The organism is Streptomyces sp. NPDC018263 (assembly GCF_055562575.1).
The window spans coordinates 315,676-342,070 of the sequence record NZ_JBVHFA010000008.1; the positions used below are offsets into that span (position 1 = coordinate 315,676).

Annotated in this window: 25 protein-coding genes and 1 pseudogene; 16 read left to right on the forward strand and 10 right to left on the reverse strand. The window is 72.2% G+C overall.

The features are described from left to right. Nucleotides 1-32 precede the first annotated feature (32 nt). Nucleotides 33-1,475 (forward strand): MFS transporter, encoded by a 1,443-nt coding sequence (locus tag ACZ3HQ_RS24290; protein ID WP_467513979.1) that lies wholly within the window; start codon nt 33-35, stop codon nt 1,473-1,475. Between the two features lie 313 nt (nt 1,476-1,788). Here ACZ3HQ_RS24290 and panB read toward each other — a convergent pair whose 3' ends face one another. After that, the gene (gene panB, locus ACZ3HQ_RS24295) at nt 1,789-2,652 is read right to left on the reverse strand and encodes a 3-methyl-2-oxobutanoate hydroxymethyltransferase (RefSeq protein WP_467513980.1); all 864 of its coding nucleotides are present in this window, start codon (nt 2,650-2,652) and stop codon (nt 1,789-1,791) included. Between the two features lie 184 nt (nt 2,653-2,836). On the opposite strand from panB, the gene ACZ3HQ_RS24300 reads away from it, so the two are divergent. The 4 genes from ACZ3HQ_RS24300 to ACZ3HQ_RS24315 all read left to right on the forward strand — a co-directional run bounded on the left by ACZ3HQ_RS24300 (nt 2,837) and on the right by ACZ3HQ_RS24315 (nt 7,661). Beyond that, complete coding sequence (locus ACZ3HQ_RS24300) at nt 2,837-4,420, forward strand: MFS transporter (protein WP_467513982.1); 1,584 nt, start codon at nt 2,837-2,839, stop codon at nt 4,418-4,420. 62 nt (nt 4,421-4,482) lie between these two features. Next, nucleotides 4,483-5,112, forward strand: a complete 630-nt coding sequence (locus ACZ3HQ_RS24305) for a TetR/AcrR family transcriptional regulator (protein ID WP_467513983.1) — start codon at nt 4,483-4,485, stop codon at nt 5,110-5,112. 187 nt (nt 5,113-5,299) lie between these two features. Further along, on the forward strand, nt 5,300-6,352 hold the full coding sequence (locus tag ACZ3HQ_RS24310) for an endonuclease/exonuclease/phosphatase family protein (RefSeq protein WP_467513986.1): 1,053 nt from the start codon (nt 5,300-5,302) through the stop codon (nt 6,350-6,352). 94 nt (nt 6,353-6,446) lie between these two features. Then, a complete protein-coding gene (locus ACZ3HQ_RS24315) occupies nt 6,447-7,661 on the forward strand; it encodes an MFS transporter (RefSeq protein ID WP_467513987.1) in 1,215 nt (404 codons plus the stop codon). A gap of 140 nt (nt 7,662-7,801) precedes the next feature. Here ACZ3HQ_RS24315 and ACZ3HQ_RS24320 read toward each other — a convergent pair. Continuing rightward, nucleotides 7,802-8,081, reverse strand: a pseudogene (locus ACZ3HQ_RS24320) (HAD family hydrolase); the annotation flags it as partial. A gap of 74 nt (nt 8,082-8,155) precedes the next feature. Further along, nucleotides 8,156-8,731: a YdeI/OmpD-associated family protein gene (locus ACZ3HQ_RS24325; RefSeq protein WP_467513990.1), complete on the reverse strand. Its 576-nt coding sequence runs from the start codon at nt 8,729-8,731 to the stop codon at nt 8,156-8,158. 173 nt (nt 8,732-8,904) lie between these two features. On the opposite strand from ACZ3HQ_RS24325, the gene ACZ3HQ_RS24330 reads away from it, so the two are divergent. After that, nucleotides 8,905-9,360: a GNAT family N-acetyltransferase gene (locus ACZ3HQ_RS24330; protein ID WP_467513992.1), complete on the forward strand. Its 456-nt coding sequence runs from the start codon at nt 8,905-8,907 to the stop codon at nt 9,358-9,360. Between the two features lie 19 nt (nt 9,361-9,379). Here the strand turns inward: ACZ3HQ_RS24330 and ACZ3HQ_RS24335 are convergent, their stop codons facing one another. Beyond that, nucleotides 9,380-9,922, reverse strand: a complete 543-nt coding sequence (locus ACZ3HQ_RS24335; RefSeq protein ID WP_467514186.1) for a GNAT family N-acetyltransferase — start codon at nt 9,920-9,922, stop codon at nt 9,380-9,382. Between the two features lie 121 nt (nt 9,923-10,043). Between ACZ3HQ_RS24335 and ACZ3HQ_RS24340 the strand changes: the two genes are divergently transcribed. Beyond that, a complete protein-coding gene (locus ACZ3HQ_RS24340) occupies nt 10,044-11,069 on the forward strand; it encodes an ATP-binding cassette domain-containing protein (RefSeq protein ID WP_161191957.1) in 1,026 nt (341 codons plus the stop codon). Continuing rightward, the gene (locus ACZ3HQ_RS24345; RefSeq protein ID WP_467513994.1) at nt 11,066-11,887 is read left to right on the forward strand and encodes an ABC transporter permease; all 822 of its coding nucleotides are present in this window, start codon (nt 11,066-11,068) and stop codon (nt 11,885-11,887) included. Before ACZ3HQ_RS24340 ends, ACZ3HQ_RS24345 begins: the two co-directional genes overlap by 4 nt. Nucleotides 11,888-11,929: 42 nt before the next feature. On the opposite strand, the gene ACZ3HQ_RS24350 is transcribed toward ACZ3HQ_RS24345, so the two are convergent. After that, nucleotides 11,930-15,205: an AfsR/SARP family transcriptional regulator gene (locus ACZ3HQ_RS24350; protein ID WP_467513995.1), complete on the reverse strand. Its 3,276-nt coding sequence runs from the start codon at nt 15,203-15,205 to the stop codon at nt 11,930-11,932. Nucleotides 15,206-15,405: 200 nt separating this feature from the next. On the opposite strand from ACZ3HQ_RS24350, the gene ACZ3HQ_RS24355 reads away from it, so the two are divergent. After that, nucleotides 15,406-16,206 carry a site-2 protease family protein gene (locus tag ACZ3HQ_RS24355; protein ID WP_467513997.1) on the forward strand — a complete coding sequence of 267 codons (801 nt, stop codon included), beginning with the start codon at nt 15,406-15,408 and terminating at the stop codon, nt 16,204-16,206. On the opposite strand, the gene ACZ3HQ_RS24360 is transcribed toward ACZ3HQ_RS24355, so the two are convergent. Both ACZ3HQ_RS24360 and npdG read right to left on the reverse strand, forming a co-directional pair. Further along, complete coding sequence (locus ACZ3HQ_RS24360; RefSeq protein ID WP_467513998.1) at nt 16,196-16,393, reverse strand: hypothetical protein; 198 nt, start codon at nt 16,391-16,393, stop codon at nt 16,196-16,198. The two genes, ACZ3HQ_RS24355 and ACZ3HQ_RS24360, sit on opposite strands and share 11 nt — an antisense overlap. 77 nt (nt 16,394-16,470) lie before the next feature. Next, nucleotides 16,471-17,208: an NADPH-dependent F420 reductase gene (npdG, locus tag ACZ3HQ_RS24365; RefSeq protein ID WP_467514000.1), complete on the reverse strand. Its 738-nt coding sequence runs from the start codon at nt 17,206-17,208 to the stop codon at nt 16,471-16,473. 128 nt (nt 17,209-17,336) lie between these two features. Here npdG and ACZ3HQ_RS24370 point away from each other — a divergent pair, with 128 nt between their 5' ends. Continuing rightward, nucleotides 17,337-17,933 carry a hypothetical protein gene (locus ACZ3HQ_RS24370; protein WP_467514001.1) on the forward strand — a complete coding sequence of 199 codons (597 nt, stop codon included), beginning with the start codon at nt 17,337-17,339 and terminating at the stop codon, nt 17,931-17,933. Nucleotides 17,934-18,021: 88 nt separating this feature from the next. Here the strand turns inward: ACZ3HQ_RS24370 and ACZ3HQ_RS24375 are convergent, their stop codons facing one another. Next, entirely contained in the window at nt 18,022-18,252 is a 231-nt protein-coding gene (locus ACZ3HQ_RS24375; protein WP_467514003.1) for a hypothetical protein, read from the reverse strand. 59 nt (nt 18,253-18,311) lie between these two features. Here ACZ3HQ_RS24375 and map point away from each other — a divergent pair, with 59 nt between their 5' ends. Next, nucleotides 18,312-19,169 carry a type I methionyl aminopeptidase gene (gene map, locus ACZ3HQ_RS24380; protein WP_467514005.1) on the forward strand — a complete coding sequence of 286 codons (858 nt, stop codon included), beginning with the start codon at nt 18,312-18,314 and terminating at the stop codon, nt 19,167-19,169. Here map and ACZ3HQ_RS24385 read toward each other — a convergent pair whose 3' ends face one another. Further along, entirely contained in the window at nt 19,170-19,814 is a 645-nt protein-coding gene (locus tag ACZ3HQ_RS24385) for a PhzF family phenazine biosynthesis protein (protein WP_467514006.1), read from the reverse strand. It abuts the gene before it with no gap. Between the two features lie 214 nt (nt 19,815-20,028). Here ACZ3HQ_RS24385 and efeO point away from each other — a divergent pair, with 214 nt between their 5' ends. The 4 genes from efeO to ACZ3HQ_RS24405 all read left to right on the forward strand — a co-directional run bounded on the left by efeO (nt 20,029) and on the right by ACZ3HQ_RS24405 (nt 24,325). Then, on the forward strand, nt 20,029-21,165 hold the full coding sequence (efeO, locus tag ACZ3HQ_RS24390; protein ID WP_467514007.1) for an iron uptake system protein EfeO: 1,137 nt from the start codon (nt 20,029-20,031) through the stop codon (nt 21,163-21,165). Nucleotides 21,166-21,182: 17 nt separating this feature from the next. Continuing rightward, a complete protein-coding gene (gene efeB / locus ACZ3HQ_RS24395; protein ID WP_467514009.1) occupies nt 21,183-22,436 on the forward strand; it encodes an iron uptake transporter deferrochelatase/peroxidase subunit in 1,254 nt (417 codons plus the stop codon). Between the two features lie 3 nt (nt 22,437-22,439). Next, nucleotides 22,440-23,282 carry an iron uptake transporter permease EfeU gene (efeU, locus tag ACZ3HQ_RS24400; RefSeq protein ID WP_467514010.1) on the forward strand — a complete coding sequence of 281 codons (843 nt, stop codon included), beginning with the start codon at nt 22,440-22,442 and terminating at the stop codon, nt 23,280-23,282. A gap of 77 nt (nt 23,283-23,359) precedes the next feature. Then, nucleotides 23,360-24,325: an SCO2278 family lipoprotein gene (locus ACZ3HQ_RS24405; protein ID WP_467514012.1), complete on the forward strand. Its 966-nt coding sequence runs from the start codon at nt 23,360-23,362 to the stop codon at nt 24,323-24,325. Nucleotides 24,326-24,354: 29 nt separating this feature from the next. On the opposite strand, the gene ACZ3HQ_RS24410 is transcribed toward ACZ3HQ_RS24405, so the two are convergent. Further along, nucleotides 24,355-25,098: a bifunctional DNA primase/polymerase gene (locus ACZ3HQ_RS24410; RefSeq protein ID WP_467514014.1), complete on the reverse strand. Its 744-nt coding sequence runs from the start codon at nt 25,096-25,098 to the stop codon at nt 24,355-24,357. A gap of 260 nt (nt 25,099-25,358) precedes the next feature. Between ACZ3HQ_RS24410 and ACZ3HQ_RS24415 the strand changes: the two genes are divergently transcribed. Further along, nucleotides 25,359-26,390: a hypothetical protein gene (locus ACZ3HQ_RS24415; protein WP_467514015.1), complete on the forward strand. Its 1,032-nt coding sequence runs from the start codon at nt 25,359-25,361 to the stop codon at nt 26,388-26,390. Nucleotides 26,391-26,395 lie beyond the last annotated feature (5 nt).

Below are 26,395 nucleotides of genomic sequence, written 5' to 3' on the forward strand. Positions count from 1 at the left end.
TGACGAAGTTTTGCGGCCCGAGACTCGTTCGCATGACCTTCACCGATCCCTCCGTCTCGCCCGCGCCGGCGGCCGCCGCCCCGCCGCGTCTCTCGTTGCCGCCGCTCATCGCACTGAGCCTCGGTTACTTCCTGGTGATGCTCGACGTCACGGTCGTGAACGTGGCCGTGCCCTCCATCCAGGACTCGCTGCACGCCGGTCCGTCGGACATGCAGTGGATCGTCGACGGCTACAGCGCGTTCTTCGCCGGGCTGCTGCTGCTCGGCGGCGGACTCGGTGACCGCTTCGGACACCGCACACTCTTCCTCGCGGGCCTGGGAGTCTTCGCGGCCGCCTCGGTCGGCTGCGGGGTGGCGCCCTCGGCGCAGGTGCTCATCGCGGCCCGGCTGGCTCAGGGTGCCGGAGCCGCGCTCCTGGTTCCCGCCTCGTTCGCCCTGCTGCAGGCCGCCTATCCGGACAGGGCCCAGCGTGCCCGGGCGGTCGGCTACTGGGGGCTCGTCTCGGCGGTCGCCTTCGGCGGCGGACCCGCGGTCGGTGGTCTGCTGGTCTCGGGCTTCGACTGGCGTTCGGTGTTCTGGGTCAACCTGCCCGTGGCCGGGGTGGCGGTGCTGCTGACCCTGCGTCATGTACCGGCTCCCGCCCCTCGGGCCAAGCCCGGCCGGATGGACCCGGCCGGGCTGCTGCTCGGCGTGGTCGGGCTGCTCGGGGTGGCCGGCGGCCTCAACGAGGCGGGCAGCGCGGGGTGGTCGTCGCCGGAGGTGCTGACGCTGTTCGCGGGAGGTTTGGTGGCCCTGGCCGGCTTCGTCGCCCTCGAACTGCGCCTGGAGAAGGGCGCCGCCCTGCGACCGGAGGGCGTACGCCCGCTGCTGCCGCTGTCGCTCTTCCGTGAGATCCGGCTCACCGCGACGAACATCATCGGCCTGCTGCTCAGCTTCGGCTACTACGGGCTGCTCTTCGTCGCCACGCTGTACTTCCAGCAGGAACGTCACCTCAGCCCGCTGGCAACGGGACTCGCCCTGCTGCCGTCGGTCTGCATGGGCTTCCTGGCCGCGCCGCTGTCGAGCCGGCTGACCGCCCGCAGCGGCCCCTACCTGCCCATGGCCGGCGCGCTGCTGCTCGGGAGCGCCGGTTTCCTGGGCTGGCTGGCGGCCGGCCCCGACACGCCTTACCCCGTACTGCTCTTCGCGCTCATGGCCACCGGCCTGGCCACGCCCGTCACCGTCGTCGCCGCCACCGTCGCGATCATGGAGGCGAGCCCCGTGGACAAGGCCGGCGTGGCGTCGGCAGTCTTCAACGTCTCCCGCCAGGTGGGCTGCGCCCTCGGTGTCGCCCTCTTCGGCACGCTCCTCGGCTCGACGGGGGGCATGATCGGCGGGCTGCACGCGTCCGCGGTGATCGCCGCGGTGGCGTTCCTGCTGGCGTCGACGCTGTCCGCGACCGTGGGGCGCCGGGCGGACGTACTGCGGGCCCGCTGAGACCGCCTGGACCGGCAGTTGTCGGGCGGGAAGCGGGACGGGCAAGGCCGGTCTGGTCCTACGGGCTCACAGACCGCTCGTGGGCCTGTGTCCCACCACACGACGGCCGGACGGCCGACGTCCGGCCGGCCGGCCGCGGCGGGTCGGAGACAGCTCCTTGCGGACCCGTTCCGGGAGTTCGGCGCCCGCGCGAGGGCGCCCGAGGTGCTGGGCCATGGCCTCTCCGGCTGGGCCCGGACCTTCGGACGCGAAAGGCGAGCAGCCCGCCGACAGGGGGAAGATCGGCGGGCTGCTCGTGGTGGTGCGGCAGTGGCTAGTGGACGGAGTGTTCGTCGAGGGGGAACGTTCCGCCGACGACGTCCTCCGCGAAGGACTTGGCCGCGTCGCCCATGACCTCGCGGAGCGCCGCGTACTTCTTGACGAACTTCGGGACGCGGCCCGAGGTCAGGCCGAGCATGTCGGTCCAGACGAGGACCTGGGCGTCGGTGTCCGGGCCCGCGCCGATGCCGACCGTCGGGATGTGGAGGACGCGGGTGACCTCGGCGGCGAGTTCCGCCGGGACCAGCTCCAGTACGACGGCGAACGCGCCCGCGTCCTGCACCGCCTTCGCGTCGCGGAGGAGCTGCTGGGCCGCCTCCTCGCCGCGCCCCTGGACCCGGTAGCCCATGGCGTTGACGGACTGCGGGGTGAGGCCGATGTGGGCCATCACCGGGATGCCGGACTCGACCAGCAGCCGGATCTGTTCGTGCGACCGCTCGCCGCCCTCCAGCTTGACCGCGCCCACCCCGGCCTCCTTGACCAGCCGGGTCGCCGAGCGCAGCGCCTGCACCGGGCCCTCCTGGTAGGAGCCGAAGGGGAGGTCGCCGACGATCAGGGCACGGCTGGTGCCCCGTACGACGGCGGCGGAGAGCATGGCCATCTCGTCGAGCGTGACCGGCACGGTCGTCTCGTAGCCGAGGTGGCAGTTGCCCGCCGAGTCGCCCACGAGGAGGACCGGGATGCCGGACTCGTCGAAGACGGAGGCGGTCATCGAGTCGTAGGCGGTGAGCATGGGCCACTTCTCGCCCCGCTCCTTGGCGAGGGCGATGTCGCGGACCGTGATGCGGCGGGTGCCCTTTCCTCCGTACAGCGTCCTGCCGTCGGAGGGCTTCGTCTGGGCAGCCGAGAGCTGCGTCATGGCAACGGCTCCTTCAGTTCATCTCGAGGCGCCCTTTCGGCGTCCCCGGATCGTCTCCATGGTGGCACTTCGTGCCGGACGTGGCCAGGGGACCCCCACACCGGGTGCCCCGCCGCGCAATACCTCGGCAAAGGAATTCAGATACGAGACGGTGCCGTATTGAAATGAGAATACGATCGGGCACATGACAACCTCCCCTGCCCCCCGGATACCGGAAGCCGTGCACCGGCGCCGCTGGGCGATCCTCGGCGTGCTGATGCTGAGCCTGCTCATCGTGGTGCTCGACAACTCGATCCTGAACGTCGCCATCAAGACCATCGCCACCCCGGCGCCCACCGGTCTGGGCGCCACGCAGAGCGAGATCGAGTGGGCGATCAACTCGTACACCCTCGTCTTCGCGGGCCTGCTCTTCACCGCCGGGCTCATCGGTGACCGGCTCGGCCGCAAGAAGGTGCTGCTGGGCGGGCTGGTGGTGTTCGGCATCGGCTCGGCGCTCGCCGCCGAGTCCGGCTCGCCGGGCCAGTTGATCACCTACCGCGCGGTGATGGCCCTCGGTGCCGCGTTCGTCATGCCCGCCACCCTGGCCGTACTGATGAACGTCTTCGAGCGCTCCGAGCAACCCAAGGCCATCGGCATCTGGGCGGGCGGGGTCGGCCTCGCCATCGCCATCGGCCCGATCACCGGCGGCGCGCTGCTGGACCACTTCTGGTGGGGCTCGGTCTTCCTGATCAACGTGCCCATCGTGCTGATCGCCCTCGCCCTGATGGTCTGGCTCGTCCCGGACTCCCGCGACCCCAGGCCCGGCCGCCTGGACCCCGTCGGCGTGGTGCTCTCCGTCCTCGGCCTGGTCCTGCTGGTCTACGGCATCATCAAGGGCGGCGAGCTGGCCGACTTCACCGACGCCAAGGTGCTGGCCACGATCATCGCCGGTGTGGTCGTCCTGATCGGCTTCGTGGTCCACGAGAAGCGCAGCGACCACCCCTCGCTGGACGTGACCTACTTCCGCGACAAGGTCTTCTCGGCCGCCATGGCCGCCATCGCGCTCGTTTTCTTCGCGCTGATGGGCGTCACGTTCTTCGGCGTCTTCTACACCCAGAGCGTGCGCGGCTACTCGCCGCTGGAGTCCGGCCTGCTGATGCTGCCGCTGGCCGCCGCCCAGATGATCTTCGCGCCGCGCGCCCGGCTGCTGGTCGACCGGTTCGGCAACCGGGCCACCACCACGGCGGGCATGCTGCTGATCGCCGCCACCCTGGCCGCGTTCGCCGGCTTCGAGGCCGACACGCCCATCTGGCTGCTGGAGGTCGTCTTCTTCCTCATGGGCACCGGCATGGCGCACATCATGACCCCGACCTCGGTCGTCATCATGCAGGCCCTGCCCCGCGAGAAGGCCGGCTCCGCCTCCGCGCTCAGCAACACCTTCCGCCAGGTCGGCGGCGCCCTCGGCATCGCCGTACTCGGCTCGGTGCTCGCCACCTCCTACCGGGGCGGCATCGAGGGCAAGCTGGGCGCGCTCCCGCCCGGCCTGCGCGACACCGCGGGCGAGTCCATCGAGGCCACCCTCGGCATCGCGGAGAAGCTCGGCCCGCGCGGCCAGGCGCTGGTCACGCCCGCCTACGACGCCTTCCTGCACGCCATGCACGTCACCGCCCTGTGGGGTACGGGCGTGGCGCTGATCGGCGCGGTCGTCGTGGCCGTGTTCCTGCCGGGCAGGAATCCGGCCGCCCAGGCCGGCGAGCGCGAGCCGGAGCTGATCGGTACCGGCGACTGAGTCACCCGGAGGCTGCCGCTGCGGGAGAATCCTCCGCAGCACACCGAGAGGACGACACAGACGTGAGCCTTGCCGCAGACCGGCCCGCGCAGCCCGCCCCCGCCCGGGGCAGGCCCCGCAGCGAGGCCGTGGAGCGCGCCATCATCGAGGGCGTGATGAAGCTCCTGGAGGACGGCGTACCGCTGGCCGACCTCTCGATCGAGCGGGTCGCCCGCACGGCGGGGGTCGGCAAGGCCACGATCTACCGCCGGTGGAGCGGCAAGGAGGAACTGTTCGTCGATGTCATGCGTGCCGCCGAGCCCCCCGACCCGGAACTGCCCGGCACCTCCATGCGCGACGACCTCGTCGTCCTGCTGGAGACCCTGCGCCGCCGGGGGCTGGTCAGCCGGTCCTCGGCGATCATGCACAACGTCTACGTCCAGGCGAAGTGCAGCCCCCGCATCTGGGCCGCGTACGAGGCGGGCGTCATAGCGCCCCGGCGCGCCGCCGCCCTGGACGTGCTGCGCCGGGGCCAGCGCGACGGGGAACTGCGCACCGACGTCGACGTGGAGCTGGCCAACGACATGTTCGTCGGCGCCATGCTCGTACGCACCGTGCTGCGCCCCGACGCCGACCTCCCCGAGGGGCTCGCGGAGGAGATCGTCGACACGTTGCTCGCCGGCCTACGGCCCGTCAGGCCCCCGGCGCCGTAGCCCGGATGTGCGGGTTTCGTCACAGAAACCCCGTGTGGAGGGCCTTCTCGGAACTGCCGGCGCCGCCTCGCACGTCCTCGACTTCCGAACGGCCGTCATGGGACGGCGGAACGGAGCCCGGTATCCCCTAGGGTCGTACACACACACGGGGGGATGACGGAGTGCACGGCAGGCAGTGAGGCACGGTATGGCGCAGCAGGCGTACATGACGGAGACGGACAACGGCGGCTCGGGGCCCGAGCGACCAGTGTCCCGGCTTCGGCGCCTGGCGCACCGTCTGTTCGGCGGCTGGCGCGGCGACCGGGGCGTCTGGCGCCGGGGGCTGGTCACCGCCGCGTTCGCGCTGCTGCTGGCGCTGGTGATGCTGGTCCACTCGCGCATCCCGAACCGGCTCGGCAACCTGGGCAGCCTGATCGAGACCTTCCTGCCCTGGCTGGGGCTGGCCATCCTGGTACTGCTGGTGCTCGGTGTCGTCCGCCGCTCCGCCACCGCGCTGATCGCGGTGCTGCTCCCGGCGATCGTCTGGCTGAACCTGTTCGGCGGGCTGCTGCTCTCCGACAAGTCGGGCACCGGCGGCGACCTGGTCGTGGCCACCCACAACGTGAACGCCGACAACCCGGACCCGGCCGCCACGGCCCGCGACGTCTCCGCCTCCGGTGCCGACATGGTCGCCCTGGAGGAGCTGCCCGCCTCCGCCGTGCCGGTGTACTCGGCCGCGCTCAAGGCCACGTACCCCTACCACTCGGTGGTGGGCACGGTCGGGCTGTGGAGCAAGTACCCGATGAGCCAGGTCGAGCCGGTCGACATCAAGCTCGGCTGGAAGCGGGCGATGCGCGCCACGGTCTCCACGCCGGACGGGCTGGTCGCGGTGTACGTCGCCCACCTGCCGTCGGTACGGGTCAAGCTGGAGGCCGGGTTCACCGCCCGCCAGCGCGACAAGAGCGCCGACGCGCTGGGCGAGGCCATCGCGGACGAGACCCTCACCCGGGTCGTGCTGCTCGGCGATCTGAACGGCACGATGAACGACCGCTCGCTCAACGCCGTGACCTCCCAGCTCCGCTCCACGCAGGGCGCGGCGGGCAGCGGCTTCGGGTTCAGTTGGCCGGCCGCGTTCCCGATGGCGCGGATCGACCAGATCATGGTCAAGGGCGTCGAGCCGGAGAGTTCCTGGACCCTGCCGCGCACCAACAGCGACCATCTCCCGGTGGCGGCTCGTGTCAAGCTCGACATGCCCTCGTAACCCAGGGGAATACTGGACCTGAGAGACTTTGTTCCGTACGGGAACATAGGCGATCCCATCCCTGTACGGCACTTCCGCTCTGAGAGGTCCCCTCATGCCCCTGGCCCTGCTCGCCCTTGCCGTGGGCGCCTTCGGCATCGGTACCACCGAGTTCGTGATGATGGGCCTGCTGCCCGACGTCGCGGACGACCTGCACATATCCATCCCGACCGCCGGACACCTGGTCTCGGCGTACGCGCTGGGCGTGGTCATCGGCGCTCCGCTGCTGGCCGCGGTCACCGCCCGGATGTCCCGCCGCACGGTGCTGATCGGCCTGATGGCCGTGTTCGTCGCGGGCAACGCGCTCTCCGCGTTCGCCCCCGGTTACGAGTCCCTGCTCGCCGCCCGCTTCCTGAGCGGCCTGCCGCACGGCGCCTTCTTCGGCGTCGGCGCCGTCGTCGCCACCGGCATGGTCGCGCCGGAGCGCAAGGCACGCTCGGTCTCCCTGATGTTCCTGGGGCTGACCGTCGCCAACGTCGCGGGTGTGCCCGTGGCGACCCTCATGGGCCAGCACATGGGCTGGCGGGCCACCTTCCTCGGGGTCAGCGCCATCGGCCTGGCCGCGATAGCCGCGCTCGCCCTGCTCATCCCGCGCGACCACACCCACGCCACCGCGGGCGGGCTGCGTCACGAGCTGGCCGCGCTGAAGTCCCTGCCGGTCTGGCTGGCGCTCGGTACGACGGTCGCGGGCTTCGGCGCGCTGTTCGCCGCGTACAGCTACGTCACCCCGATGCTGACCGACTCCGCCGGGTTCGCCCCGGCCAGCGTGACGCTGCTGCTGGCGCTGTTCGGCGTCGGCGCGACCGCGGGCAACCTGCTGGGCGGACGCCTGGCCGACCATGCGATGCGGGGCACGCTGTTCGGCGGGCTCGCGGCGCTCGGCGTCGTCCTCGCGCTCTTCCCGGTGCTGATGCGGGCCGAGTGGAGCGCGGCGCTGGGGGTGGCCCTGCTCGGCATGGCCGCGTTCGTCACCGGCTCGCCGCTCCAGCTCATGGTCATGGAGAAGGCCGCCGCGGCCCCCTCCCTCGCCTCCTCCGCCAACCAGGCCGCCTTCAACCTGGCGAACGCCGGCGGCGCGTGGATCGGCGGCCTCGCCCTGGCGGCGGGCTTCGGCGCGACGTCGCCCGCGCTGGCGGGGGCGGTACTGGCCGTCCTCGGCCTGGGGGTCGCGGGCGTCACGTACGGGGTGGACCGACGCCGGGCGTCCGCGCCTACGGGCCGGCTCGTCGCCGCTCACGTACCGGAGCCCGCGGAGCAGGTACACCGCTGACTTCCGCCCACTGACGGCCTGAGGCCCCGTTCATCCCTTCCCGCAGGGGCTGAACGGGGCCTCTTGCGTACAGGCGATCCGTTCACCTACACCGGCACGGGCAAGTGCGTCCACTTTTACTCCAGTCCGGTCGATCCGAACCGAACGGTACTCGCGTGGAGGTGCCCGAGCGCAGTTCGCCGGCGCGGGCGGTCTGCCGTCTCATCGAGGTGCTCGCCGAGGCCGGTCGCCTCGCGCGCGGCGTACTCGGCCGCCAGGTCGATGCCGGGACGGAGGAGGCGCGGGGCATCCGCGTTGTCCCGCCCCTGGGCGACCACTGCTCCGACGAGCGCGCGGCACGCCGAGCCAGTCGGCCCAGGACGCCCAGTACCGGTCGTCGCGGACGAGCGTCTCGCCGACATCGAACGCCACGGTCTCCATCACGTGGGCACCCTGGGGGAAGGTGCTCGGTCTGACGTACCCCATGGTTCGGGCAAGCGAGCAGTGGCGCTCGGCTACGGGTGCGGCTTCTCGCCCCTCGCCAGCATCGCCACGAACTTCTCGATCCGGCGGGCCCGGGTCTCGGGCTTCTTGGCGTCCTGGACGCGGTACAGGATGGCGTAGCGGTTCTGGCGGTCCAGGTTCTCGAAGGACTCCGCCGCGGCCGGGTCGGCGGTCAGGGCCGCTGCCAGGTCGTCCGGCACCGTCGCGGTCCTCGCGCCGTCGTAGGCCGCCTCCCAGCGGCCGTCCGCCTTGGCGCGGTCGATCTCGGCCTGTCCCGGCGGCCGCATCCGGCCCTGCGCGATCAGGGCGGCCACCTTCTCCCTGTTGACCTTGGACCACCTGCTGCGCGGCGTGCGCGGGGTGAACCGCTGGAGCCACCACTGGTCGTCCAACTTGGCCTTCTGCCCGTCGATCCAGCCGTAGCAGAGGGCCGCGTCGAGCGCCTGGGGGTAGTCCAGCGCGACGATTCCGGCGCCCTTCTTGCGCAGCCTGAGCCAGATGCCGGGCGAGACGGCGTGGTTCTCGCCGAGCCATGCCTCGAACGCCTCGACGGATTCGAAGGCGACGATCTCCAGGTCCTGAGTCACCCCAGCAGCGAACCACACCCGTCCGAGCGTCGTGACGTGTTCGGGCGCGGCCGGCGCCCGGCAGGTCGGTCGAGGGCGCCGCCGCGAGCCGCGGAGGGACCGGTGTGCAGGGGCGCGCTCCGCCTGCCCCTGGCGGCCCCTCACCGCTGGAGGTGCCTGCCATCATCGCTGTCATGGACATACACATCGCACCAGCCGGGGTGGCCGACTTCCACCAGGTCCTGACGGATCACGCCCGTTACTGGGGCGAACGCGATCTCCGGTCGCTGCATCTCCTGGCGCTGGTGCAGGAGTTCGGTTCCACCTGCCTGGTCGCCCGTGCCGAGGACGGAATCCGTGGGTACGTCTTCGGGTTCGTCACGCCGGACGGCACCGGGTACGTGCATCTGGTCGCCACCCGGGCCGACGTCCGTGGCACCGGTCTCGGGCGTCGTCTCTACACGGCGTTCGCCGAAGCGGCAGAACGCCATGGTGCACAGCGGTTGAAGGCGATCACATCGATCGAGAACATCGGTTCGATCGCCTTCCATCGCAGCCTCGGCTTCGCTGCGAAGGTCGTCGACGACTACAACGGCCCCGGCCTGGCCATGGCCGTCTTCCACCGGGATCTGCCGCTCGACATCTCGTGATCCTGACGGAGAACGGCCGTCATCGCGTGGTCGCGACGTACTGGTCCGACAGCAACTCGAACACCCGCACCCGCCGACCGCAGGTGGGATGGACGGTCTCCCGGACCGGCCGCATCCCCAGTTTGGCCATGATCCGCTCAGAGGCGTCGTTGCCCACTTGAGCGATGCTGACGAGCCGTTCCAGCCCTCGCTCCTCGAACCCGAACCGCACTGCGGCCGTAGCGGCCTCGGTGGCGAGGCCCTGCCCCCAGTGGGCACGTCCCAGCCGCCAGCCGACCTCGACCGCCGGCAGGACCTCCGGCAGGAAGCGGGGCACCGAAAGGCCGGTGAACCCGGCCAGCTCGCCGGTGGACCGGATCTCCACGGCGAACAGACCGAAGCCCTCCGACTCCCACTCGCTCTCCCAGGCCCGGATCCCGCGGCGGGTCTGCTCCTCGTCACGGGTGCCGCCGTCACGGATCCACCGCATGACCACGGGGTCGGCATGCACGGCGGCCATGGGAGCGATGTCTTCCTCGCGCCAGCGACGCAGGATCAAGCGGGGAGTCGTGAGCGTGACCATCCCGTCATCCTGGCTCACGACGGGGCCCCTGACACCCTCCCCGCCCCGCGGGGCAGGATGTCGGCGGCCCCGTCGGCCGTCTGTCGGCGGATTGTCGGTGCCGCCTGGCACAGTCCTCTCCATGACGCGAATCGATGAGAACCCCGGCGGCGGCCGTTCCGCCGTGTCCGTGCGGGGGATGGTCAAGCACTACGGCGAGACCAAGGCGCTGGACGGGGTGGACCTGGAGGTCCGGGAGGGGACCGTGATGGGGGTGCTGGGGCCGAACGGCGCCGGCAAGACCACCCTGGTGCGGATTCTGTCGACCCTGATCACCCCGGACGCCGGCGAGGCGGTCGTGGCCGGGTACGACGTGGTGCGGCAGCCCCGGCAGTTGCGCCGGGTGATCGGGCTGACCGGGCAGTACGCCTCGGTGGACGAGAAGCTGCCCGGCTGGGAGAACCTGTACATGATCGGCCGGCTGCTGGACCTGTCCCGCAAGGACGCCCGCCGCCGCGCGGACGAGCTGCTGGAGCGCTTCTCCCTGACCGAGGCGGCCAAGCGCCCCGCCTCCACCTATTCCGGCGGCATGCGGCGGCGCCTGGACCTGGCCGCCTCCATGATCGGCCGCCCGCAGGTGCTGTTCCTGGACGAGCCGACCACCGGCCTCGACCCCCGGACCCGCAACGAGGTCTGGGACGAGGTGAAGGCGATGGTCGGCGAGGGCGTGACCGTGCTGCTCACCACCCAGTACATGGAGGAGGCCGAGCAGCTCGCCTCCGAGCTGACCGTGGTGGACCGGGGCAAGGTCATCGCGGGCGGCCGGATCGAGGAGCTGAAGGCGAAGGTCGGCGGCCGCACCCTGCGCGTACGCCCCATCGACCCGCTCCAGTTGGAGCCGCTCGCCACCACGCTGGACGAGCTGGGCATCACCGGCCTGGCCACCACCACCGTGGACCACCAGACCGGCACCCTGCTGGTGCCGATCCTCAGCGACGAGCAGCTCACCGCGGTCGTCGGCGCGGTCACCGCGCGCGGCATCACCATTTCCTCCATCGTCACCGAACTCCCCAGCCTGGACGAGGTGTTCCTCTCGCTCACCGGCCACCGCGCCAGTGCCCCGCAGGACGCCACGCCCGCCGATTCCCGCGAAGAGGTCGCCGTATGAGCGCCACCACGACCGTCCCGCCCGTCCCGCTCGCGGACTCCCGCATCACCCTGCGCGGCCACCTGCGGCACACCGGCGCCCTCGTCCGCCGCAACCTGCTGTGGATCAAGCAGGACCCGGAGTCGATGTTCGACGCGCTGCTGATGCCCGTCGTCTTCACCCTGCTGTTCGTGTTCGTCTTCGGCGGCTCCATCGGCCAGGCCCTCGGCGGCGGCCAGGACCAGTACGTGCAGTACGTCATCCCCGGCATGCTGGCGATGATGAGCATGACGATGTCGCAGGGCGTCGGCACCGGCTTCAGCCAGGACTTCAACAGCGGGGTCATGGACCGGTTCCGCTCGCTGCCGATCGGCCGGGGCTCGGTGCTGTTCGCCAAGCTCGCGGTGGAGCTGGGCCGGATGCTGTTCGCCACGGCCGTGCTGATGGTCGTCGCCGTGCTGGTCGGCTTCGACATCACGAGCTGGCCGGGGCTGTTCGCCACCGTCGGCCTGGCCACGCTGTTCGCGTCCTCGATCATGTGGGTCTTCCTCACCCTGGGCGTGGTGATGAAGAGCGCGCAGTCCGTGCAGGCGATGGGCTTCCTGGTGCTGTTCCCGCTCCAGTTCGGCTCGTCCATCTTCGCGCCGACCAAGTCGATGCCCGGCTGGCTCCAGGCGTTCACCGACTACAACCCGCTGTCCACGCTCGCGGACGCGGCGCGCGGTCTGATGGTCGGCGGCCCGGTCGCCCACGACCTGTGGGTCACGGTCGCCTGGTCGGTGGGGATCACGGCGGTGATGGCACCGGTCGCCATCCACAAGTTCCGTACCAAGACCTGACGTTCACCGACGTGCGGTTCGCCGGTTCCCTGTGAACCGGTTTCACACCAGGGCGGTGGCCTCCACGAGGGAGAGGCCACCGCCTTCGGCGTACGCGGCGCTGAAGGCCGTCTCGTCCAGCACTTCACGGATACGGGCCTCCGCGCGGTCGTACCCCCGCTGCTCCACCTGCGGCCGCAGATGTCCCTCCGGCATCAGGGCCGCCGAGGCGCCCAGGCAGCGGGCGGCGTCCAGGGCGCGGGAGCCGTCGGGGACGAGGGCCAGGGCGAGCGCGGCGACGGTGAGGCAGACGGTCGGCATCTGCGGGACGACCACCTCGCACAGCGAGTCGCCGGCCAGGCCCAGCGCCCGGCGGATGCCGTCCAGCGCGCGCTCGAAGTTCCCCTCCTCGGCGTCCAGCCAGGCTTCCTGGGCCAGGATCATGGTGTCGAAGACGATGAACCGGGAGAGTGCGAACTCCTCGCGCAACAAGGTGAGTTGGACACGCGCCTCGGCGGTACGCCCGGTGACCAGGAGCCAGGAGGCGAGGTGCAGCCTGGCCACCGGCATGGCCTCGCTGTGCCGGCCGTCCAGTTCGTGCACGACCTCCTGCAACAGCCGTTCGCCGCGCTCCTCGTCCCCCGCCTCCATCAGCACGTTGCCGAGGCGGGCGCCCAGGACGGCCATCTGGGCGCGGGCGCCGAGGTGTTCGGCGTGCGCCATGGCGCCCTCGTAGTCGGCGGCGGCCTCGCGGTACATGCCCTTGCGCTCATGGGCCTCACCGCGCGCGGACAGCGCCTCGGCCAGCCCCCAGTCGTCGCCCAGGCGCCGGTAGATCTCCAGCGCCTCGTCCGCGTCGCGGGTGGCATCGCCCGCCCAAGTAGCCCGGTTGGCCAAGAGGTTGGCGCGGGTCTGGAGCGCGCCGGCCAGCTCCCACTCGTAGCCGGGGGTCTCCCGGCAGGTGTCCACGGTGGCGTCGGTGATCGCGGGCAGCCGTCCCACGCCGTTGACGAGCATCTCCGCGAACCACCAGAGCATGCCGGGCGAGCGGCAGGTCTGCGGCAGGCCGGGGCGGTAGACCTCGGTGACGACGGTCAGCTTGTCCCGCGCCGCCGGGCTCTGCCACGCCTCCATGTCGGTGTCCATGCAGGCGAGATGGGCGAGGTGCAGCCCCCGCCGGGCCTCGGCGAGGTCCTCGCCGGTGAGCGGGGGCGGGGTCTCGGTGCTGCGCCGCCACACCGGCTGGGCGGGCGTGGCCGGGTCCGCGAACGGGTCGGGGCCGAGCGCCATGACCTCCTCGCACCAGGCCCGTACCTCCAGGCGCTGGTCGCGCATCTGCCAGTACCAGAGCAGGGACAGCACCATGCACAGCCCCTCCTGCTCGTCGCGCAGGGCGACGGCGTGCCGCAGGGCGGTGCGCAGGTTCTCGTACTCCACCTGGATGCGGTCGATCGCCTCGCGCTGGCGGGGGCCGCGCAGCAACGGGTCGGTGGTGCGGGCGAGTTCGCGGTAGTAGGTGAGGTGGGCGCGTTCGGCGGCGGCGCGCTCGCCGCTCTCGTCCAGCCGTTCGGCGGCGTACTCGGCGACGGTCTCCAGCAGCCGGTAGCGCATGCCGGAACCGGCCGAAGGGGCGGCCACCACCAGGGACTTGTCGACCAGCGAGCCGAGCGCGTCCAGTGCGACGGGCCCGCAGACGGCCTCGGCGGCGGCGAGGTCGCAGCCGCCCGCGAACACCGACAGCTTGCCCAGGACGTCGCGTTCGTCGGCGTCGAGCAGGTCCCAGGACCAGTCGACCACCGCGCGCAGGGTCTGCTGGCGGGGCAGGACGGTGCGGCTGCCGGAGGTGAGCAGCCGGAACCGGTTGTCGAGCCGGTCCGCGATCTGACGGGGTGTCAGCATGCGCAGCCGGGCGGCCGCCAGCTCGATGGCCAGCGGCAGGCCGTCCAGGCGGTGGCAGATCTCGGCGCACGCCTCGGGGTCGTCGGCCACCGTGAAGCCGGGCCGGGCGGACGCGCCGCGGTGGCCGAGCAGCCGCAGCGCGACCGGCTCGGGCAACGGCTCGACGGGTCTGAGCAACTCCCCCGGTACGCCGAGGGGTTCGCGGCTGGTGGCGAGGACGGTGAGGTACGGGCAGTCGGCCAGCAGGCGCTCGGTGAGCCGGGCCGCGGCGTCCACGACGTGCTCGCAGTTGTCCAGGATGATCAGCATCCGGCGCCGCCCGCAGTGCTCCACCAGCCGCTCGACGGGGTCGCCCCAGCGGTCGGAGGCGGCGCGCACACTGTCGACGCCCGCGCCGTGCAGCACGGTCTCGCGGGCGCCGATGGCGGTGAGCACGGCCTGCGGTACGGCGTCGGGGTCGTCCACGGGCGCGAGTTCGGCGAGCCAGGCCCCGTCGGGCGCGGTGTCCCGGACCGCCTCGGCGGCCTCGATGGAGAGCCGGGTCTTGCCCGCGCCGCCGGGCCCGAGCAGCGTGACCAGCCGGGAGCCGGAGAGGTCGGCGCCGATGGCATCGATGTCGGACTCCCGGCCGACGAACGAGGTCAGCCGGGCGGGCAGGTTGCCCTGCGCGGGCCGGGGCTCGGCCGGGGCGGGCGGTGCCGGTTCGGGCCCGGTGCCGGCCAGCAGCTCGGCGTGCAGCGCGCGCAGCTCGGCGCCGGGGTCGGAGCCCAGCCGGCCGGCCAGGAGCTGCCGTACGTCCTCGTAGGCGGCGAGCGCCTGCGCGGTGCGGCCGGTGTCGCGCAGGGCGCGCAGCCGCAGGGCCTGGAGGGGCTCGTCCAGGGGGTGTTCGTCGCACAGGGCGGCCAGCTCGGGCAGGGAGGACTCGGCGTGGCCGAGGGCGAGCGCGGCGGTGTGCCGGGCGTACAGCGCGTCCAGCCGGCGGGTCTCCCAGCGGGCGGCGTCGGCGGTGCGGTCGGGCAGGTCGGCGAGGACGGGCCCGCGCCACAGGGCGAGGGCGTCGTCGAGGAGGACGGCGGCCTTGGCGGGGTCGGCGTCGTCGAGGGCACGGCGGCCGTCGCCGACGAGCCGGTCGAAGCGTGCGAGGTCCACGTCGTCCGGGGCGGCGGTGAGCCGGTACCCGCCGTCGACGGAGGCGATCGCGTCCGCCCCGAGGGCCCGGCGCAGCCGCCCGACGAGCGCCTGGAGAGCGCCCGGCGCGTCGGCGGGCGGGTCGGCCCCCCACACCTCGTCGACCAGCACCCCGGCCGGTACGGTCCGCCCCGCGCGCAGCGCGAGCACCGTCAGCAGGGCACGCAGCCGCGCCCCGCCGACGGGGACGGTGGTGCCGTCCGGGCGGAGAGCCTGAGTGGTGCCGAGAAGCCGATAGCGCACGGGGTCCATTGTCCCTGGGGACGCACCCCCGGCGCCTCCGGGTTTCACCGAGGCGCGAACCGACGCGCGAACCGAGGCGCGAACCGACGCGCGAGCCGGCGCGGGCACGGACGCCGCGGGCGCCCCGGAACCCGGCGGCGGGGCCGGGACGTTCCCGCCACATCACCGGTACGGTCGACCCCCAGCACCCAACCGTAGGCAGGAGCCCCATGACCACCGCCCTCTCGCGCGCCGGCGACCGCCGGATCAGTCCCGTGTTCGCCGGAATCGTGGCCGTCGCGGCGGTGACGGGCTGGGCGACCTGGACGGGGTTCGCGGCGCAGCCGGGGCTCGCGGTGTTCCTGTTCGTGACGGCCGCGTGGATCGTCTCGCTGTGCCTGCACGAGTACGCGCACGCCCGTACCGCCCTGCACAGCGGGGACATCTCGATCGGCGCCAAGGGCTATCTGACGCTGAACCCGCTGAAGTACACGCACGCCCTGCTCAGCGTCGTGCTGCCGGTGCTGTTCGTGATCATGGGCGGGATCGGTCTGCCGGGCGGCGCGGTGTTCATCGAGCGAGGCCGGATCAGGGGCCGCTGGCGGCACAGCCTGATCTCGGCGGCCGGTCCGCTGACCAACGTGCTGTTCGCGGCGGCGTGCACGGCGCCGTTCTGGCTGCACGCGCTGGACGGCGTCCCGCGCGACTTCCGGTACGCGCTGGCGTTCCTCGCGCTGCTCCAGGTCACGGCGGCGCTCCTGAACTTCCTGCCGGTGCCGGGCCTGGACGGCTACGGGGTGATCGAGCCCTGGCTGTCGAACGGGATCAAGCGGCAGGTGGAGCCGATCGCGCCGTTCGGTCTGCTGATCGTGTTCGCGCTGCTGTGGGTGCCCTCGGTCAACCGGGTGTTCTTCGACGTGATCTACACCCTGCTGAGCGCGCTGGGCGTGGACGGCGCCTCCTCGGACTGCGGCTACTACCTGTACCGCTTCTGGACCGAGACCCCGCAGGGGTGCTCGGTCAGCCCGTGACGGACCCGGTGCCGGCGCCCGGCTTGGCGGCCCGGCCGCGCCGGACGGCGAGGAACGTCATGTTGGACGTCAGGCCCGCGAGCAGCACCCAGATGATCCCCAGCCAGCTCCCCTGGACGAAGGACACGACGGCCGCGGCCACGGCGAGCACGCAGACGGCGAGGGTGACGAGGGCGATGCGGGGCATGGGGTCGGCTCCTGTCGGGGGACACTGCTACGCCGACCAGTGTCCCCCATCGGGCCCGTGCGTCCTGCCCGGGTGCGTCACACGTCGGTGACGCGGAGCCCGGCGTGCGCCTTGTAGCGGCGGTTGGTGGAGATCAGGTTGGCGACGAGCCCCTCCACCTGATGGGCGTTGCGCAGCCGCCCGGCGAAGACGCCCCGCATGCCGGGGATGCGGCCGGCCAGGGCCTGCACGATGTCGGTGTCGGCCCGCTTGTCACCGAGGACCATCACATCGGTGTCGATCTCGTCGATCTCCGGGTCCTCCAGGAGGACGGCGGAGAGGTGGTGGAAGGCGGCGGTGACACGGGAGTCCGGGAGCAGCGCCTCGGCCTGCTGGGCGGCGCTGCCCTCCTCGACGGTGAGCGCGTAGGCGCCCTGCTTGTCGAAGCCGAGCGGGTTGACGCAGTCCACGACGAGCTTGCCCGCGAGGTCCTCGCGGAGCGACTTCAGGGTGTCGGCGTGGCCGTCCCACGGCACGGCGACGATCACGACGTCGCTGCGGCGGGCGGTCTCGGCGTTGTCGGCGCCCTCGACGCCGTGGCCCAGCTCCTCGGCGGCCGCGTGCGCGCGGTCGGCGGACCGCGAGCCGACGATCACCTTCTGCCCGGCCTTGGCGAGCCGGTAGGCCAGCCCCTTGCCCTGCGGCCCGGTGCCGCCGATCACGCCGACGGTCAGGCCGGAGACGTCGGGCAGGTCCCAGGGGTCCTTGGCGGGGGCCTTCGCGGGGGCCTTCGCGGAACCGGTACCGCTCTGCTGTGCGCTGTCGCTGGAGGTCATGGGCCGACTCTACGTCCGCCCCGGCGCCCGTACCCGGCGAGGGTGGGCCGTGTCCGGGGGCACCCGCAGGGGTGAACCGCGTGTGAACTGCGGTGCGGGAGTGACCGGTTGCGGCAGGATGCGGCCGCATGGACGCCGTACGGGTCGCGCTGCTGCGCGAAGTGCTCGCCGGGACCGAGTGGTTGGGCGCCACCCGGCGGTTCGCGGGGGTGCTGCGCGCCTCGGTGACGGCCCACGGCGGCGGCCTGCTGCTGGCGGGCACCGAGGAGTACGAGCCCTGGCACCTGGCCGCGCACCTGGTGGACGAGGCCGCCTGGTCCGGCACGCCCGAGCTGGCCCCCACCCTGGTCCGGCACCACGCCCGTCCCGGTGACCCGGCGCATCTGGCGGTGGGCCCCGGCCGGATCGCGGAGGCCCGGCGCGGCGAGACCCTGCTGGTGGTGGCACCTCAGGAGCCGGCCGAGCTGCTGGAGCGGGTGCACAGCGCCCGGCGGGCCGGGGTGACGGTGCTGGCGCTCGGGGCGGGCGGAGGCGAGCTGGCGGTGATGGCCCACGAGACGCTGGCGGTGCCGGAGGGCGCCGAGCTGGACCTGGACAGCGTGCAGCACCTGGTCAGCGCGGCGGCCGGGGAGAACGCGGGGCCGCCCAGGGCGCGCCGGGGCCTGAGAGACCGGCTGTCCCGGCTGGCCGAGACGCTGACGGCGCCCCCTGCGGCGCCCTGGTGAGAAAGAGCTGGTGAAAAGGTCCGTAAGAACGCGAAGCCGCCCCCACCAGCGGTGGAGGCGGCCCGATGTCGCGTCTGAGAGTGCTGCGTCAGTCCTTCTCGGACTCGTCGGCCGGGGTGTCGTGCCAGCGCGGGTCGGTCTCCCAGTCGGCGTTGCGCTCGCGGGCTGTCTCCATCGCGTGGCGCGCCTCGTCCGGGGAGGCGTAGGGACCGAAACGGTCCTTGCCGGGACAGTCGGGGCCCTCCTCGACCTTCTTGTGCTCCAGGCAGTAGTACCACTCACCCGGCTTGCCCTGGGTGCGCTTCTTGAACACGGACATCAACGGCTCCTCTCGCCACCCTCATGTTCCCTCATGCGCCGCTGGTTAGACTCGCTGGCATGTCTGGCCAGTCGCTGCTCGTACCAGGGGAGCTCTCCCCCACCCGCCCGGTGCCCGGAAACATCCGCCGCCCCGAGTACGTCGGAAAGCCCGCGCCCGCACCGTACACCGGTCCGGAGGTGCAGACGCCCGAGACGATCGAGGCGATGCGGACCGCCGGCCGGATCGCCGCGCGGGCGATGGCCGAGGCGGCGAAGATCATCGCCCCCGGTGTCACCACCGACCAGCTCGACAAGGTCGCGCACGACTACATGTGCGACTACGGGGCCTACCCGTCGACACTGGGTTACCGGGGCTTCCCCAAGTCCCTGTGCACCTCGGTCAACGAGGTCATCTGTCACGGCATCCCGGACTCGACGGTGCTCAGGGACGGCGACATCGTCAACCTGGACGTCACCGCGTACATCGGCGGGGTGCACGGCGACAACAACGCCACCTACCTCGTCGGCGAGGTGGACGAGGAGTCGCGGCTGCTGGTCGAGCGCACCCGCGAGGCACTGAACCGGGCGATCAAGGCGGTCAAGCCGGGCCGGCAGATCAACATCATCGGCCGGGTCATCGAGTCCTACGCCAAGCGCTTCGGCTACGGCGTCGTGCGGGACTTCACCGGCCACGGCATCAACTCGTCGTTCCACTCCGGGCTGATCGTGCCGCACTACGACTCCCCGCACGCCACCACGGTCATCCAGCCCGGCATGACCTTCACCATCGAGCCGATGCTGACCCTCGGCACCCACGAGTACGACATGTGGGACGACGGCTGGACCGTGGTCACCAAGGACCGCAAACGCACGGCCCAGTTCGAGCACACCCTCGTGGTGACGGACACCGGCGCGGACATCCTCACGCTGCCCTAGCTAGCGCTCCAGCACGACCCGGCCACCGACCTCCACCCAGCCGTGCGGCTGGGGGGCGGTGAGGAGCTGGGAGCCGCGGCCCTGGGTGATGTTGAGGGCCCGGCCGAGGCGGTCGGTGAGCAGCAGCGCGGCGGCGCCGGTCGCCTCGTCCTCGTCGATGCTGTCGCCCCGGCCGGGGAAGGCGCGGGCGCGCACCCGTCCTGCCGCCTCGTCCTCCCAGGCCCAGGCGTAGATCCACTCACCGGGCGGGGGCACCTCCAGCGCGTCGACCTCGGCGGCGCTCGCGTACTGGCGCAGGGTGCGCGGCGGGGCCCACTCGGCGCGGGCCTCGATCCAGGTGAACTCGCCGTCCAGCCGGGTGCCGACCTCCCCGGCGGGCGTGACCAGTTCGGGTACGTCGAGCAGCCAGGCGGCGCCGACGCAGGGGTAGCCCGCGAAAGGCAGCCGGGAAGTGGGGGTGTAGATGTCGATCACTCCGCGCTCGGGGTCGTCCACGAACACGGTCTCGCTGAAGCCGAGTTTGGCGGCGAGCGCCTGCCGGTCGTCCCGGTCGGGCATCAGCGAGCCCTCGCGGACGACGCCCAGCTCGTTCCCGTAGCCGCCCGAGGGGCCGCAGAAGACCCGGAGTACGTCGTAGTCAGTCACCGGTGCATTGAAGCATCGCCGGGCACTTGGGGTGCCCTTTGCGCCCCCTTGACGCCCCCTTTGCGCTGTCGAGATCAAGCCGTGTCTGTGATCTTTTCGTGCGGTCGCAATCCCGCACCGGCCGTGGTACGCCCGACTAAGGCTCGGGTAAGTTAGGCAAGCCTCACCGAATCGCGTGGGCGGATTCGCGCTGCCCCGACCGCCTGGAGCCCGTATGCGAGCCGTCCGTCCGATCGCGATCGCCGCCACCGCGGCTGCCGCGCTGACCGCCCTGTCGGCGTGCACCGCCAAGAGCGACGCCAAGGCCGGCGACGCGATCCAGGTCACCGCCGCCGACACCAAGTGCGACACCTCCGCCAAGTCCGTGCCGGCCGGCCAGGTCACCCTGAACATCGAGAACAAGGGCTCGCGCGCCACCGAGGTCGAGATCGTCTTCCCCGACGACCGGATCGTCTCCGAGAAGGAGAACATCGGGCCGGGCACCAAGTACACGCTGACCGCCGAGGTGAAGGCGGGCTCGTACGAGATCGCCTGCCGTCCCGGCATGAAGGGCCACGGCGTCCGGCAGAAGCTCGAGGTGACCGGCTCCGGCACGTCCGCGAAGCGGAACCCCGCGCTGGACGGCGCGGTCGCCGGGTACCGCCAGTACGCCCAGGACCAGGCCGACGAGACGGTCCCGCTCGCCGAGACCTTCGCCAAGGCGGTCCAGGCCGGTGACCTCGACGCCGCGAAGAAGGCGTACGCGCCCTCGCGGCTCGGGTGGGAGCGCACCGAGCCGGTGGCCGAGTCCTTCGGCGACATCGACCCCAAGGTCGACACCCGCGCCGACGGCCTGGAGGACGGCCAGAAGTGGACCGGCTGGCACCGGCTGGAGAAGTCCCTCTGGCAGGACAAGAAGATCGGCGCCGAGGACAAGAAGCTCGCCGCCGAACTGGTCACCGACCTCAAGGACTGGCAGCGCCGGGTCGGCAAGGCCGAGATCACCCCCACCTCGATGGCCAACGGCGCCAAGGAGCTGCTGGACGAGGTCGCCACCGGCAAGGTCACCGGCGAGGAGGACCGTTACTCGCACACCGACCTGGTCGACTTCAAGGGCAACGTCGAGGGCGCGCAGAAGGCGTACGAGCTGCTGAAGCCGGTCGCCGCCAAGAACGACGCGGCGCTCGCCGGTGAACTGGACAAGCAGTTCGCGGCGCTGGACAAGCTGCTGGACAAGTACCGCCCGGCCAAGGACTCCTACGACTTCGTCTCCTACGACAAGGTCGGCAAGGAGCAGCGCAAGGAGCTGTCCGACGCGGTGAACGCCCTGGCCGAGCCGCTCTCCAAGCTCGCTGCCGCGGTCGTCAAGTAGGCGCGGGAGCACGGACGATGACCGAGAACGAGCGTGGCGGACCCTCGCGGCGGGCGCTGATCGGCTGGGGCGGTGCCGGGCTCGCGCTCGGCGCCGCCGCGGCGGGCGGCGGTGTGGCGCTGTCCGACGGCGGCCTGGGCCTGGCGTCGGCGGCCACGGGCGGTGCGGTGGAGTTCCACGGCACCCACCAGGCGGGTATCGCCACCCCGGTGCAGGACCGGCTGCACTTCGCCGCCTTCGACGTGAAGACGGACGACCGCGCGGAGTTCGTCCAGTTGCTCAAGGACTGGACGGCGGCGGCCCGGCTGATGACCGCCGGGAAGCCGGTCGGCGAGGGCGCGTACGGCGGACTCGCCGAGGCCCCGCCGGACGACACCGGTGAGGCGCTGGGTCTCAGCCCCTCCCGGCTGACCCTCACCCTGGGCTTCGGGCCCTCCCTCTTCGAGCGGTTCGGCCTGGCCGACCGGCGCCCGGACGCGCTCGCGGACCTGCCGAAGTTCCCCGGCGACAACCTGGACGCCTCCCGTACCGGGGGCGACCTCTGTGTACAGGCGTGCGCGGACGACCCGCAGGTGGCGGTGCACGCCATCCGCAACCTGGCCCGCGTCGGCTTCGGCAAGGTCGCGGTGCGCTGGTCCCAGTTGGGGTTCGGCAAGACCTCCTCCACCACGCCGGACGCCCAGACCCCGCGCAACCTGATGGGCTTCAAGGACGGCACCCGCAACATCGCCGGCACCGAGACCGCCCGGCTGGACAAGCACGTGTGGGTGGGCGCCTCCGACGGGAACGCCGAGTCGGCCTGGATGACCGGGGGTTCGTACCTGGTCGCCCGGCGTATCCGGATGAACATCGAGACCTGGGACCGGACGTCGCTCCAGGAGCAGGAGGACGTGTTCGGCCGCGACAAGGGCGAGGGGGCGCCGGTCGGGAAGGCGAAGGAGCACGACGCGCCGTTCCTGAAGGCGATGAAGCCGGACGCCCATGTGCGGCTGGCCCACCCCGACTCCAACAACGGGATCACCATCCTGCGCCGGGGCTACTCCTTCACCGACGGCACGGACGGGCTCGGCCGCCTGGACGCGGGCCTGTTCTTCCTGGCCTACCAGCGCGACGTGCGCGAGGGGTTCATCCCGCTCCAGCGGCGGCTCGCCGCGCACGACGCGCTCAACGAGTACATCCAGCACGTGGGTTCGGCGGTCTTCGCGGTCCCGCCCGGTGTCCGTGACTCCCACGACTGGTGGGGCCGGGCGCTGTTCTCCGAGGAGGCGTAGTCCGTGTTCTCCAACTACCTGATCGGCCTGCGCGAGGGCCTGGAGGCGTCGCTCGTCGTCTGCATCCTCATCGCCTATCTGGTCAAGACCGGCCGCCGGGAGGCGTTGAAGCCGATCTGGACCGGCATCGCCATCGCGGTCGCGCTCGCCATGGGCTTCGGCTGCGCGCTCGAATTCGGCTCGCAGGAGCTGACGTTCCAGGCGCAGGAGGCGCTGGGCGGCTCGCTGTCCATCGTCGCGGTCGGCCTGGTGACGTGGATGGTGTTCTGGATGCGGCGCACCGCCCGGCACCTGAAGTCCGAGCTGCACGGCCGGCTGGACGCCGCCCTCGCCATGGGTACGGGCGCGCTGGTCGCCACCGCGTTCCTCGCCGTGGGCCGGGAGGGGCTGGAGACCGCACTGTTCGTCTGGGCGTCGGTGCACGCGGCGAGCGACGGCACTCCGCGCCCGCTGATCGGCGTCGCCCTCGGCATCGCCACGGCGGTGCTGCTGGGCTGGCTCTTCTACCGGGGCGCGCTGCGCATCAACCTGGCGAAGTTCTTCACCTGGACCGGCGGGATGCTGGTCGTGGTCGCGGCGGGCGTCCTCGCGTACGGCGTCCACGACCTCCAGGAGGCGGGCTGGGTGCCGGGGCTGACCAACCTCGCCTTCGACATCAGCGACACGATTCCGCCGGACAGTTGGTACGGGACGCTGCTCAAGGGTGTCCTCAACTTCCAGCCCGACCCCACGGTCGTCCAGCTCACGGTGTGGCTGCTGTACCTGGTGCCGGTGCTGACGCTGTTCCTGCTGCCTTCCCGCGTACCGGCGCGTACGGGCGAGCCGGCCGCGGGCGTCGCGAAGTAGGCGGACCCTCGGGGGGCCGGGCGCTCCTCCCCTCCCGGTAGGGTTCGCCTCCGGGAAGGGGAAGGTGACGTCGCCTGATGAGCAGGGATCGCAGCGGTCGTGGGGCTCGCGGCCGGAACCGGAGGGTACGCACAGCGGCTTCGCTGGCCGTCTGCGCGCTGATGACCAGCGGGTGTGTCGTGGTGCACGGCGAGCGTGAGGTGCTGCCGGCGGCGAGCCGGGCGGAGGCCGCCCGCGCGCTGGCCCGCTTCACGGACGCGTACAACGCGGCCGACCGGGCCTACGACTCCTCCCTCGACGCCCAGTACGTCACCGGGGCGTTCAAGGCGATCGACGCCGCCCGGCTGCAGGCGGGGCACGCCAACAATCCGGGCGGGAACTCCGGGCACACTCCGCTGACCCTGACCGAAGCGAAGTTCACCATCCCCGCGAAGGCCGGCTGGCCCCGGTGGTTCGTGGCGGACGCCAAGGGCAACAAGGGCGGTTCCGCGCGGTGGTTGCTGGTGTTCGTGCGGGACGGGCTCGGGGAGCCGTGGCAGGTGGCGTATCTGACGCTGGTCCCTGCCGGGCAGGTGCCCAGGTTCCGGGTGGACGCGGACGGCTGGGCCGAGACCGCCCCGTCCGACGACCTGAGTTCGCGGTACGCGGCGTATCTGCGGGACGGGGGCAGGACGTTCGCCGACGGGCCGAGCACGAGCGGCTGGCGGACGGTCCGTGCCCAGCAGGCCCGTAAGCCGGGCCTGGTACGCCAGTACATCGACGAGCCCCTCACCCGCGACGACTTCGCCCCCCTGGCCCTCCGCACGGTGGACGGCGGCACCCTCGTCTTCTTCGCCTCCCACCACTACGAGAAGCGCACGGCCGCCGCCGGCACATCCGTCGCCGTCCCCAACCGCGACGTCCAGGCCCTCACCAAGGGCGAGGTCAAACAATCCCTGACCCTGGAGTTCGTCTCCAACCAGACCGCGGTCGCCCCTCCGGGCGGCGGGCCGGTGTCCGTGGTGGGACGCGTACAGGGGCTGACTGCCGCGCAGGGCGAGTAGCGGCGGTTGCCGGCCGGAGGCCGCGGGGTTCAGTGGCGAGAGGGCCAGGCTGCGGCTGCGTGATGGTCGGGTTCCGTGCCGGCGTGGCGGGCGCAGGCGTCCGTCAGGGACTCCAGGAGGGTCAGCGGCTCGGGGAGGGCGTGCTCCGGGCCCCGGACCCAGCGGACGCCGCGCGTCGGGGCGCCGGGGAGGCGGGCCGGGGGGACCAGGACGTACGAGCCCCGGCAGTGCCAGCGCAGGCCGGGGTGTTCGTCCATCGTCTCGGGGTGGCAGTCCAGCTCACAGGGCCACCACTCGTCCTCGTCCTCGGGAGTACCCCGCGTCTGGGTGAAGAAGAGCATGCGCCCGTCATCGCTCTCGGCGACCGGCCCGACCTCCACCCCCTCCCCGAGCAGCCGCTCCAGAGCGGCGCGCCCGGCGTCCAGCGGGACGTCGAGGACGTCGTGAGTCATACCGGTCGCGGTGATGAAGTTCGCCTCGGGCTCGTCACGGGCCCACCGCTCGACCTGGGCGCGGTCGGTGGTCGACTGCGTCTGCCACGCGAAGGACACCGGATGCCGGGCGGGGGTGGGACAGCCGACGCGGTCGCACGAACAGCCGTACCCCGGCGCGGGATACGCGGCGGGCGCCAGCGGCAGCCCGGCCCCGGCGGTGGCGAGCAGCATCGACTCACGGCCACCGTCGTCGGCGGCCTCGTCCTTGGGACGCCGTCCACGCAGCCACTGGGAGATCCTGCCCTGCCGGCCGGACCGGCCACCGAACGTCGCGCTCATCTGTCCCCTCGCCTCGCTGTGGTGCGAACAGCATGCCTCATCGTCCCATCATCCCGCGCCACAGGGAGACCGAGCACGGATATGAAGGAACCTGGCGAGACATACCTCACAATGAAGGGGTATGCACGATTTTCCCTTTCTTTGCCAGGGGAGTGCGCCCGAGAGTCGGCCGACGGCCGCGTTCCGGGTCACTCGGAAACACGGTGGCCGGTCCGCGGCGGAGCTGCGAAGATGCTCTCCGTTTCTTCGGCGGAGGATATTTGTACATTTTCGTGTGTGCTGGGTGCGGCGCCAGGCTGACGGTCCCGCTGTCCCAGGTCGCGCTGCCGGTCCACGCCCATCAGAAGTACGGGAACGGGGTTCAGCTCCCGGTGCTCATGGAGTCGGGCACGTTTGCCGTGGACTCCAAACGCCCGGAACCGTCCGACGGCACCGGCGGCGCGGTCGTCATCGCTCCCGGAGACGCCCTCGGCACCGTGCTCATCCCGGAGAAGGCCGGCGGCTACTGCTGCGGCCTCGACTGGGGTGAGGGCCCCAACATGGCCTGTGAGGCATGCGGCCTGCCCGTGGCGACCAGGATCGACGACTGCTCACTCTGGCAAGCCGTCTGGCTCGCGCCTGACGCCGTGCGCCGCCTCCCGGTCGACGGCACCTCCCCCACCACGCTCTCCTGGGCGGACCTGTTGGTGGAGGGCGGGCGCACGCCTCCGTACGAGCCGGTCACCAGATGGGGCTCGCTGGTCGGGGCGGACCACCGGTGGTCATGGAGCCCGCAGTGGGAGGCGGCCGCCGGTCAGGCGCTCGCCCATCTGCTGGCGGCCTCCGAGGGCCGGCCGGTGACCGTCCCGCCCGGCCTGACCGCGGAAGTGTTCCAACGCGCCCTCGACGCCCTGCTGCCTGCGGGCCCGCCGGCGCGGCGCGCCGTGCTGGCCGGGCCGGGCCTGTCCGGTCCTGACACGGACGCCGACGTACTGCTCGTGCCGATCCATCCGCAGACAGGGGAGACCTGGAGCCCGGCCGGCCGGCCCGCACCGGCATGTCCGGTGCCGCTGCCCTTCGGGGTGTGGATGTGGCTGGCCTTTCCCGAGCCGCATCTGCGCCTCCCCGCGTCGGGCAGCATGCCCGACGGCGTTCTCCGCGACGACCCGCCCGCGCCGCGCCCCCATGGGCTGTTCCGGATCGACCCGGAAGTCTTCCGGCACACCCTGACCCTGCTGCCGGCCGTCCGCAGCCCGCTGCTGCGCGACGTCCTCGACAACCTCACGCAACGCATGCGCTTCGGCCTCTTCTAGTGCTT

What these genes read in the sequence shown, in the direction of transcription:
- ACZ3HQ_RS24290 (WP_467513979.1), top strand. Translation starts at nt 33, where the DNA reads ATGACCTTCACCGATCCCTCCGTCTCGCCCGCGCCGGCGGCCGCCGCC.
- panB (WP_467513980.1), bottom strand. Translation starts at nt 2,652, where the DNA reads ATGACGCAGCTCTCGGCTGCCCAGACGAAGCCCTCCGACGGCAGGACG.
- ACZ3HQ_RS24300 (WP_467513982.1), top strand. Translation starts at nt 2,837, where the DNA reads ATGACAACCTCCCCTGCCCCCCGGATACCGGAAGCCGTGCACCGGCGC.
- ACZ3HQ_RS24310 (WP_467513986.1), top strand. Translation starts at nt 5,300, where the DNA reads ATGGCGCAGCAGGCGTACATGACGGAGACGGACAACGGCGGCTCGGGG.
- ACZ3HQ_RS24315 (WP_467513987.1), top strand. Translation starts at nt 6,447, where the DNA reads ATGCCCCTGGCCCTGCTCGCCCTTGCCGTGGGCGCCTTCGGCATCGGT.
- ACZ3HQ_RS24330 (WP_467513992.1), top strand. Translation starts at nt 8,905, where the DNA reads ATGGACATACACATCGCACCAGCCGGGGTGGCCGACTTCCACCAGGTC.
- ACZ3HQ_RS24335 (WP_467514186.1), bottom strand. Translation starts at nt 9,922, where the DNA reads ATGGTCACGCTCACGACTCCCCGCTTGATCCTGCGTCGCTGGCGCGAG.
- ACZ3HQ_RS24340 (WP_161191957.1), top strand. Translation starts at nt 10,044, where the DNA reads ATGACGCGAATCGATGAGAACCCCGGCGGCGGCCGTTCCGCCGTGTCC.
- ACZ3HQ_RS24345 (WP_467513994.1), top strand. Translation starts at nt 11,066, where the DNA reads ATGAGCGCCACCACGACCGTCCCGCCCGTCCCGCTCGCGGACTCCCGC.
- ACZ3HQ_RS24350 (WP_467513995.1), bottom strand. Translation starts at nt 15,205, where the DNA reads ATGGACCCCGTGCGCTATCGGCTTCTCGGCACCACTCAGGCTCTCCGC.
- ACZ3HQ_RS24355 (WP_467513997.1), top strand. Translation starts at nt 15,406, where the DNA reads ATGACCACCGCCCTCTCGCGCGCCGGCGACCGCCGGATCAGTCCCGTG.
- ACZ3HQ_RS24360 (WP_467513998.1), bottom strand. Translation starts at nt 16,393, where the DNA reads ATGCCCCGCATCGCCCTCGTCACCCTCGCCGTCTGCGTGCTCGCCGTG.
- npdG (WP_467514000.1), bottom strand. Translation starts at nt 17,208, where the DNA reads ATGACCTCCAGCGACAGCGCACAGCAGAGCGGTACCGGTTCCGCGAAG.
- ACZ3HQ_RS24370 (WP_467514001.1), top strand. Translation starts at nt 17,337, where the DNA reads ATGGACGCCGTACGGGTCGCGCTGCTGCGCGAAGTGCTCGCCGGGACC.
- ACZ3HQ_RS24375 (WP_467514003.1), bottom strand. Translation starts at nt 18,252, where the DNA reads ATGTCCGTGTTCAAGAAGCGCACCCAGGGCAAGCCGGGTGAGTGGTAC.
- map (WP_467514005.1), top strand. Translation starts at nt 18,312, where the DNA reads ATGTCTGGCCAGTCGCTGCTCGTACCAGGGGAGCTCTCCCCCACCCGC.
- efeO (WP_467514007.1), top strand. Translation starts at nt 20,029, where the DNA reads ATGCGAGCCGTCCGTCCGATCGCGATCGCCGCCACCGCGGCTGCCGCG.
- efeB (WP_467514009.1), top strand. Translation starts at nt 21,183, where the DNA reads ATGACCGAGAACGAGCGTGGCGGACCCTCGCGGCGGGCGCTGATCGGC.
- ACZ3HQ_RS24405 (WP_467514012.1), top strand. Translation starts at nt 23,360, where the DNA reads ATGAGCAGGGATCGCAGCGGTCGTGGGGCTCGCGGCCGGAACCGGAGG.
- ACZ3HQ_RS24410 (WP_467514014.1), bottom strand. Translation starts at nt 25,098, where the DNA reads ATGAGCGCGACGTTCGGTGGCCGGTCCGGCCGGCAGGGCAGGATCTCC.